The 7,704-nt window shown below is 56.6% G+C and carries 2 protein-coding genes; both read left to right on the top strand.

All coding sequences use genetic code 11. From position 1 onward, the window contains the following. Positions 1-259 precede the first annotated feature (259 nt). Positions 260-5,530, top strand: a complete 5,271-nt coding sequence (locus OP500_RS10405; RefSeq protein WP_238745822.1) for a RecQ family ATP-dependent DNA helicase — start codon at positions 260-262, stop codon at positions 5,528-5,530. A 348-nt stretch (positions 5,531-5,878) separates the two neighbouring features. Continuing rightward, positions 5,879-7,609, top strand: a complete 1,731-nt coding sequence (locus OP500_RS10400) for a Pycsar system effector family protein (protein ID WP_407659221.1) — start codon at positions 5,879-5,881, stop codon at positions 7,607-7,609. The last annotated feature ends 95 nt before the right edge of the window (positions 7,610-7,704 follow it).

Raw genomic sequence — 7,704 nt, 5'->3', positions numbered from 1 at the left:
CCGTTCTTTTTGACCTGTTTTGAGCCGCAGAAAAAGCATTTTTTGTGTTCAAAGGTTTTGACCCCGCTTAAAGCCTTGCAGCATAAGGCTTGCAGCGATTTTTAGCACCTTTTTTGTCCTATATGCCAACTTCAGGCTGCCTGCAAACCCAAGCAGCCTGAAAAACCACACCCGCGGCTTTCAGGCTGCCTTTTCAGGCTGCCTGAAGCGGTGCCTGTGCTATATTTGCGCCCTTTGCCGACACCTGCCGCCGCCCGCTATGAAGCCGACTTTGCCCGCCGTTTTGATTGTCGATTTGGAAGTTGATCCGCGCACCGACACCGTATTCAAAATTGGTGCCTACCGCCCCGATTTGGAGCAGGGGTTTGAACGCACTACCGGCAGCCTGAAAAGTTTTCAGGCTGCTTTGGCAGAACTGGCGCCGCTGGCACAGGGCGCCCACTGGCTGATGGGGCACAATATTCTCGAACACGATTTGCGCTATCTGCGCGATGCTGCGCCCGCCGCGCCGTGGCTGGCGCTGCCGGTTATCGACACGCTGCGCCTGTCGCCCTTGGCCTTTCCGCAGAATCCCTACCACCGTCTGATTAAAAACCACAAAATCATTTCTTCGGCCAAAAACTCCCCCGAAGCCGACTGCCGCGCCTGCTGGCAGCTTTTTCAGGACCAATGCACGGCTTTTGGCAAGATGCTTGCGGCGCGGCCGGACGAATTTGCCGTCTATTGCCGCCTGTTTGGCGCGCTGCCCTACCGGCAGGACGGCGAAATCGTCATTCCCGATGCCTGCGGCCGGCCGGAGCAGGCGGCAGAGCGCGACATCCCCCGCCTGATTCAGGATATTTGGGCGATGGTGCAGGACGATGCCGGGCAGGGGCTGAAAGCCTGCAAAACCCGTTTCAAAAAGCTGATGGCAGAAGACATCCACCGCCCCGAACTTTATATACCGCTGGCCTACGCGCTCTCCTGGCTGAGTGTCTCCGGCGGCAATTCGGTGCTGGCGCCGTGGGTGCGCCACCAGTTTCCTGATACCGCGCGGCTGATTGCCGAATTTCGCGACCACGATTGCGGCGACAGCGAATGCCGCTACTGCCGCGACATCCTTAACCCGAAAATTCAATTGGATCATTATTTCGGCCTGCCTGCCTTTCGCGAAGTGAAGGGCATAGACGGCGGACAGGAAGCCATTGTGCGGGCGGGCATGCAGGGGCAGCATGTGCTGGCGGTGCTGCCCACCGGCGGCGGAAAATCGCTGTGCTACCAGCTTCCCGCCGTCAACCGCTATTACCGCAATGGCGGGCTGACGATCGTGGTTTCGCCCTTGCAGTCGCTGATGAAAGACCAGGCCGACGGCATGGCGCGGCGCAATATTTCGGGTGCGGCCATGCTCAACGGCATGCTGCCGGTTACCGTGCGCGCCGATGTTTTGGACAAAGTGGCTTTGGGCGATATCGGTATTTTGTTTGTTGCGCCCGAGCAGTTTCGCAACAGCAGCTTTATCCAGGCCATCGCCCACCGCCAGATCAACGGCTGGGTGTTCGACGAAGCGCATTGTTTGTCCAAATGGGGGCACGATTTCCGTCCCGATTATCTGTATGCCGCCAAATTCATCGCCAAGCGCAAAGAAAAAACCGGCGAGCTGGCGCCGGTGAGCTGTTTTACCGCCACCGCCAAACCCGATGTGCTGCAGGACATTACCGAGCATTTTCGCAAAGAGCTGGGCATTGAGTTTAAGCAGTTTATCGGCGGCAACGAGCGCGACAACCTGTTTTACGAAGTGCTCGAAGCAAGCGACGATTCCAAACGCCAGCATATCGACCGCCTGCTGCACCGCGAACTCGACCATCAGGCGGGCGGCGCGGTGGTATTTGTGTCGCGGCGCAAAAGCGCGGAGCAATACGCCGAATGGCTCAAACAGCAGGGCTGGGCGTGCGAGTACTTCCATGCCGGGCTGCTCACCCACCTTAAAACCGAAATCCAAGACAATTTTCTCAACGACCGCCTGCGCGTGATTGTCGCCACCAATGCTTTCGGCATGGGGGTGGACAAAGAGAATGTGCGGCTGGTGGTGCACGCCGAAATCACCGGTTCGCTGGAAAACTACCTGCAGGAAGCGGGGCGGGCGGGGCGCGATCAGCAGGATGCCAAATGTGTGCTGCTGTTTGACCGCGACGATGTGGATGTGCAGTTTCGCATCAACCGCTCATCGCAAATCGAGCCGCGCGATTTGAAGTCGGTATGGAGCAAGCTCAAGCTGCTGGACAAGGCCAATGCCGGCAAAAGCAGCGACGACGATTTGGTGGTCAGCGGCGGCGAAATCCTGCGCGATACCGAGAGTTATATGAGTTTTGACAGCGACGACCGCCAGGCCGACACCAAAGTCAAAACCGCGCTGGCATGGCTGGAGCGCGCCGGCATGCTCGAGCGCAGCGAAAACCAAACCCGCATTTTCCCGGCGCGTTCAGGCAGCCTGAATCTCGAGCAGGCGCTGGCCAAAATCGAAAAAGCCGATCTGCCGCAGCGCAAGCGCGAACTCTACCGCACCATCGCCGAAATCGTTTTCGATGCATCCGACGACGAGCCTTTGAGTACCGACGAGCTGGGCAAGGCCACCGCCTGCAGTTTCACCGAATTGCGCGGCCACCTGAAAGCGCTGGAAGAATTGGGCGTATTGACCAACGACACCAAAATGACCGTCAACCTGCGCACCGACGCCGCCCGCTCGTCGCTCAAGCGCCTGCAGGAAGTGATCGCCCAAGAAGAAAAGCTCTGGCAGATTCTCAAAAACGAAATCCCCGCCGCCGATACCGGCCGTCCGCAGAATTTTTCTCTAAGCGAAACCTGCCACAAAATGCACGAAGCCGGCTTCGAGCAACTGCTTCCGGCCGACATCAAGCTGATGATGGAATCGCTGGCCTACGACAAAGCGGCGGCAGACGCCCTAAGCAGCGGCAGTTTCGATATCCGCAATGCGGGCAACAATATTCTCAGGGTGCGTTTCAAAAACAACCGCGATTCTTGGGAAACCCTGCAGGAAAATGCCGCGCTGCGCCGCCGGATATGTTTGTGCGTGCTGCCTTTTCTCGCCGCCAAAACCGATTTGCGCGCTAAAGACGTGGTGGTTGAAACCAGCATGGGCGAGTTGGTGCGCTGCATCGGCAGCGATCTGGAGCTATCCGGTTCGATACCCGAATCCCGCCGCGAAGTCCTGATCAAGCAGGCGCTGCTGTTTATGCACAAACTTTCGGTGTTCAAACTCAACCACGGCATGAGCATCCTGCGCCATGCCATGACCATCCGCCTGGACAAAACGGCGCTGGAGCAAAAGCGGCAGTATCTGAAAGAAGACTACCGTCCGCTGGAAGTGTTTTACGGCGAAAAGCGCTTCCAAATCCATGTGATGCAGGAATACGCCCTGCGCGCGCTGAAAAGCATCGAAAGCGGCTTGGAGCTGGTGCGCGACTATTTCCAGACCCGTGAAGACCAGTTCAAAAACAAATGGTTCAAAGGCCGCTTCAACGAATTGAAAGAGCCGGTTTCGCAGGAAACCTACAAACGGATTACCGAAGGGCTCAACGAGCCGCAAAAAGCCGTCGTTACCGACCAGAGCGACCGCAACCGCCTGGTTTTGGCCGGCCCGGGTTCGGGCAAAACGCGGGTAATCGTCCACCGCGTTGCCTATCTGCTCAAAGTCTGCCATGCCGATCCGGCTTCGATTATTGTGTTGGCCTACAACCGCCTGGCCGCGCAGGAAATCAAGCGCCGCCTGTTTGCGCTCACCGGCAGCATTGCCGCCGCGGTTACCGTGCTCACTTACGACGCGATGGCGATGCGGCTGCTAGGCGTGCGTTTTGACAACAAAAAACCGAGAAACACGCAGGAAAAAGACAGCGATCGTTTCAAGCAATGGTGTCTTCAGGCTGCCGAGCTGCTGGAAAGCGGCGCGGGTGCCGACAGCGAAGACAATAATGCGCGTGACCGCATCATGGCCGGCTTTCGCTATATTCTGGTGGACGAATACCAAGACATCAGCGAAGAGCACTACCGCCTGGTATCGGCGCTGGCCGGCCGCTCTGCCGGCGAAGACGACAAACTGACGATTCTGGCGGTGGGCGACGACGACCAGAACATCTACTCCTTCCGCCAAACCAGCAACCGCTACATCCGCTGCTTCCAGCAGGATTACGGCGTGGAAACTTTCGACTATCTGACCTTCAACTACCGCAGCACCCGGCATATCGTCAATGCCGCCAACCGCCTGATCCAAAGCATGCCCGAGCGCCTGAAAGCGCTGCATCCGATTATTGTCGATCCCGAGCGGCGCGCCCAGAACGCCGGCGGCAAATGGGCGCAGCTAGACCCCGATCGGCAGGGGCGCGTGCGCATTATCAGGCTGCCGCGTACCGGCAATCTGAAAGCGGCCGCCAATATCCAGGCGCAGGCGCTTATGGCGGAAATCGAAAGGCTGCGGCGTTTGGACGGATTCCGTTACCAAGATGTCGCCGTGCTGGCGCGCGAACACAAAATACTCCAGCCGGTGCGAGCCTGGTGCCGGCAAAACGGCATTCCCCATTTTCTGCCCCGAGACGACGGCGGCATTCCCTTAAGATGCAGCCGCGAATTTGTCCGCCTGCTCGACGATTTGGAAAAAGCAGGCGAAACCGTTGCGCCCGAGCGCTTTGTCGAAATCATCCGCAGCCGCAGCGAAGCGGCGTCGTGGCAGAAACTGTTTGCCGCAATGGCCGAAGACTTCGAGCACGAATATCCCGCTTCAGGCAGCCTGAAAGACGATCGCCCCGGTTTTGCCCAGGCCTTTTTGCGCAACTGGCTTTACGAATACGTCGGCAATGACAGCGACGGCCACAACGAAGGTTTGTTTGTCGGCACCGCCCATGCGGCCAAAGGATTGGAGTTCAAACACGTTTTCGTGTTGGACGGCGGCTGGCGCAGCGAAGAAGAAAGCGAGCAGCGCCTGTATTACGTTGCCATGACCCGCGCCATCGAAACCCTGACGCTGCTGCAGGGCACGCCGCGTCATCTGTGGATAGAAAAATTGGCAAATAGTGAAGTTGAAACCGTGGCGCAAGACTTTTCGCCGCTGCCGGAATTGGATATCGAATACCGCGTGCTGTCGGTGTTCGGCAGCAAATTGGATAAGGGTGGCGAATTGGATATCGGCTTTACCGTGCGCGACGAAACGGAAGCCGGCCGCGGCAAACCGCAGCTGGCGAATATTAAAGAAGTATTGCGGCAGGTCAGCAGCCTGAAAACCGGCGACGAGCTGGACATCCGTCTGCGCGGCAAAAATTACCAGTTTTGCAGCGGCAACTTTGCGGTGGCGCAGCTGGCTCGGAACATCCGTATTCCCGAATTGGCCGATCCCGCGCTGAACGGCCGCATCCGCGCCTTTGTCGAGGGCTTTTGCGTTTATTACCCGCCTGAAGACGAAGCACGCGATGCCAGGATTCCCAAAGAGCTGGACAAATGGGTGGTGGTCATCCCCCGTTTGGAAATTCCGCCGAAAACGCCGTAAGCCCCAACCATCCGCATAAAAAGCAGCCTGAAAGCACGAAAAACGCTTTCAGGCTGCTTTTTGCGTGATTTTGTTAAGCGTTCGGTGCATTTGCCTACATATCCTGCCGCTATGTAAATTATTTTCAACGAGTCGGGAATTTGAAGCAGATTCATTTAGAATCGGCCGGCATTTTGTGAACTTGTACCGATACGGAGGCACAATATGGAATATCAGCAAAGCGGACAGCCGGCGGCTTTCGGGCAGCCTGAAGATTTGGAAGTGCGCGGCGAAAGCCGTGCCGGCGATCAAACGGAAACGGCGCACGGCGATGCTTTCAGGCAGCCTGAAAGCGATATCCCGCCGGAAATGCAGAAGCAGCTTGAAAACGGTTTAACGCTTGATAAAAGCGCCAAAAAGCAGCCTGAAAACGCCGAAACTGCTGAAACCGGCAGTAGCGAAAAGCAGCCTGAAAAGAAAGCCGGGCGCAAAAAGGAGAAAAAGAAAGGCAAGGCCGGAAAGAATGCGGCATCTGCCGATCAGATCGGCACCAATAAGGGCGTGGAAACCATGTTCCGCAATGCCGTGCGCTCGGAGATGGAACTGCTGGCGCTGGCGGCTACTAAAGCCAATATTATGATTTCGCTCAACGGTTTTATCGTTTCGGCGCTGATGATTTCCGGTGCGTTTATCTTTTCTTCCTCGCCTGAATTTCTGATTCCGGCCAGCACTTTTATGGTTACCGCTGCGGCGTCTATTGTTTTTGCGCTGCTGTCGGCCTCACCCGAGCGCATCGGCCGCCTGCAGGCTTTTCGCGAGTGGATCAAAGACCTGTTCCGCCGCAAAGCAGGGCTCTCTGACTTTAAAGAGCGGGTGTGGAAAACGGAAAACAACCGCTTTTTCGGCGACGAAGCCAATGTTTTGATTTATGAAGACCGCGTCAAGCTGCCGCGTGAAGAGCATTGGCAGAAAATCCAAGGCATTATGAACGACCGCGAGCAGGTCTATCGGAAAATGAGCGACCATCTCTACTGGCTCGGCCTGTTGGCGGACAAGCAGTTTAAATACATCAATTTATCCTACGCCGTGTTCCGCTGGGGGCTGCTGGCTTCGCTGGCGGCCTTTATCGGCGTCAAAGCCGTGCCCTCGCTTGCTACGCCGCAGCAAAACAATTTGGCCGAACTGCGCACCATGGGCATCAATATGTTTAACGGCGTGTACGAGCCTTCCGCCGCCCAGCAGCTTCCCGACGGGCGCATTATGATTGCCGAAGACGAACCCAACCACGCTTTCAGCATCATCAGCATCGACGCCAACGGCCATTTTGTCGAAGACGAAGCGCTCGATACCCGCATCATCAAAGGCTTCAAGCGCAAACTCAACGACCTTGAAGCCATGACCCGCGACGACGAAGGCTTTGTCTACGCCATGACTTCCCATTCGCGCAACCGCAAAGGCCAGCGCTCGCCCGACCGCGAACACCTGATGCGCTTCAAAGTGCAGGGCAGCGACATCGTCGGCCTCACCAGCTACGACGGCCTGAGTGAAGCGCTGGAAAAAGACAAAGAGCTGCACGATCTGATCCGCGAAGCGGTTGGAGACGAAGCCGATGTGGTGTTCGACGAAATCAATATCGAAGGCCTGGCCTACGATCCGGTTAAAAAACGGCTGGTGCTGGGCTTTCGCGATCCCGAGTTCAACAATATGGCTTTGATAGCTTTCATCAGCAACCCCAAAGAAATGATGGAGAAAAACGCCAAACCGGTGTTTGACGAAGTGGCGATACTCGACATTGACGGCGGCGGTATCCGCTCGCTCAATTACGACCCCGTGCTCAAAGCCTACATCATTGCCAACGAAGTCAAAGGCGACACCGGCGAGAAATCTTCGACCCTGTGGAAATGGAGCGGCAATCCCAAAGACGAGCCGAAAAAAATCAACCTGCCCAATCTGCACCACATGACCAACGTCGAAGCCGTCGATTCCGTCAATATTAACGGCCAGCAGCGCCTGCTTTTGATGGCCGACGAGGGCGATGCCAAGAAAAACATGACCGCCAAATACATGCTGGTCGATTACAACCAAATCGGCCGCGATTAAGGCAGCCTGAAAAATATGCCCGATACACAGACGTATCGGGCATATTTTTGATTCAAAGCAGCCTGAAAGCACAAAAACGGCTTTCAGGCTGCCTG

Origin of the sequence: Kingella sp. SNUBH-2017 (assembly GCF_028680565.1) — a bacterium.
In the GTDB taxonomy this organism is placed as follows: domain Bacteria; phylum Pseudomonadota; class Gammaproteobacteria; order Burkholderiales; family Neisseriaceae; genus Kingella_D; species Kingella_D pumchi.
This window is presented reverse-complemented; position numbering and strand designations above follow the sequence as displayed.

What these genes read in the sequence shown, in the direction of transcription:
- OP500_RS10405 (WP_238745822.1), top strand. Translation starts at nt 260, where the DNA reads ATGAAGCCGACTTTGCCCGCCGTTTTGATTGTCGATTTGGAAGTTGAT.
- OP500_RS10400 (WP_407659221.1), top strand. Translation starts at nt 5,879, where the DNA reads ATGCAGAAGCAGCTTGAAAACGGTTTAACGCTTGATAAAAGCGCCAAA.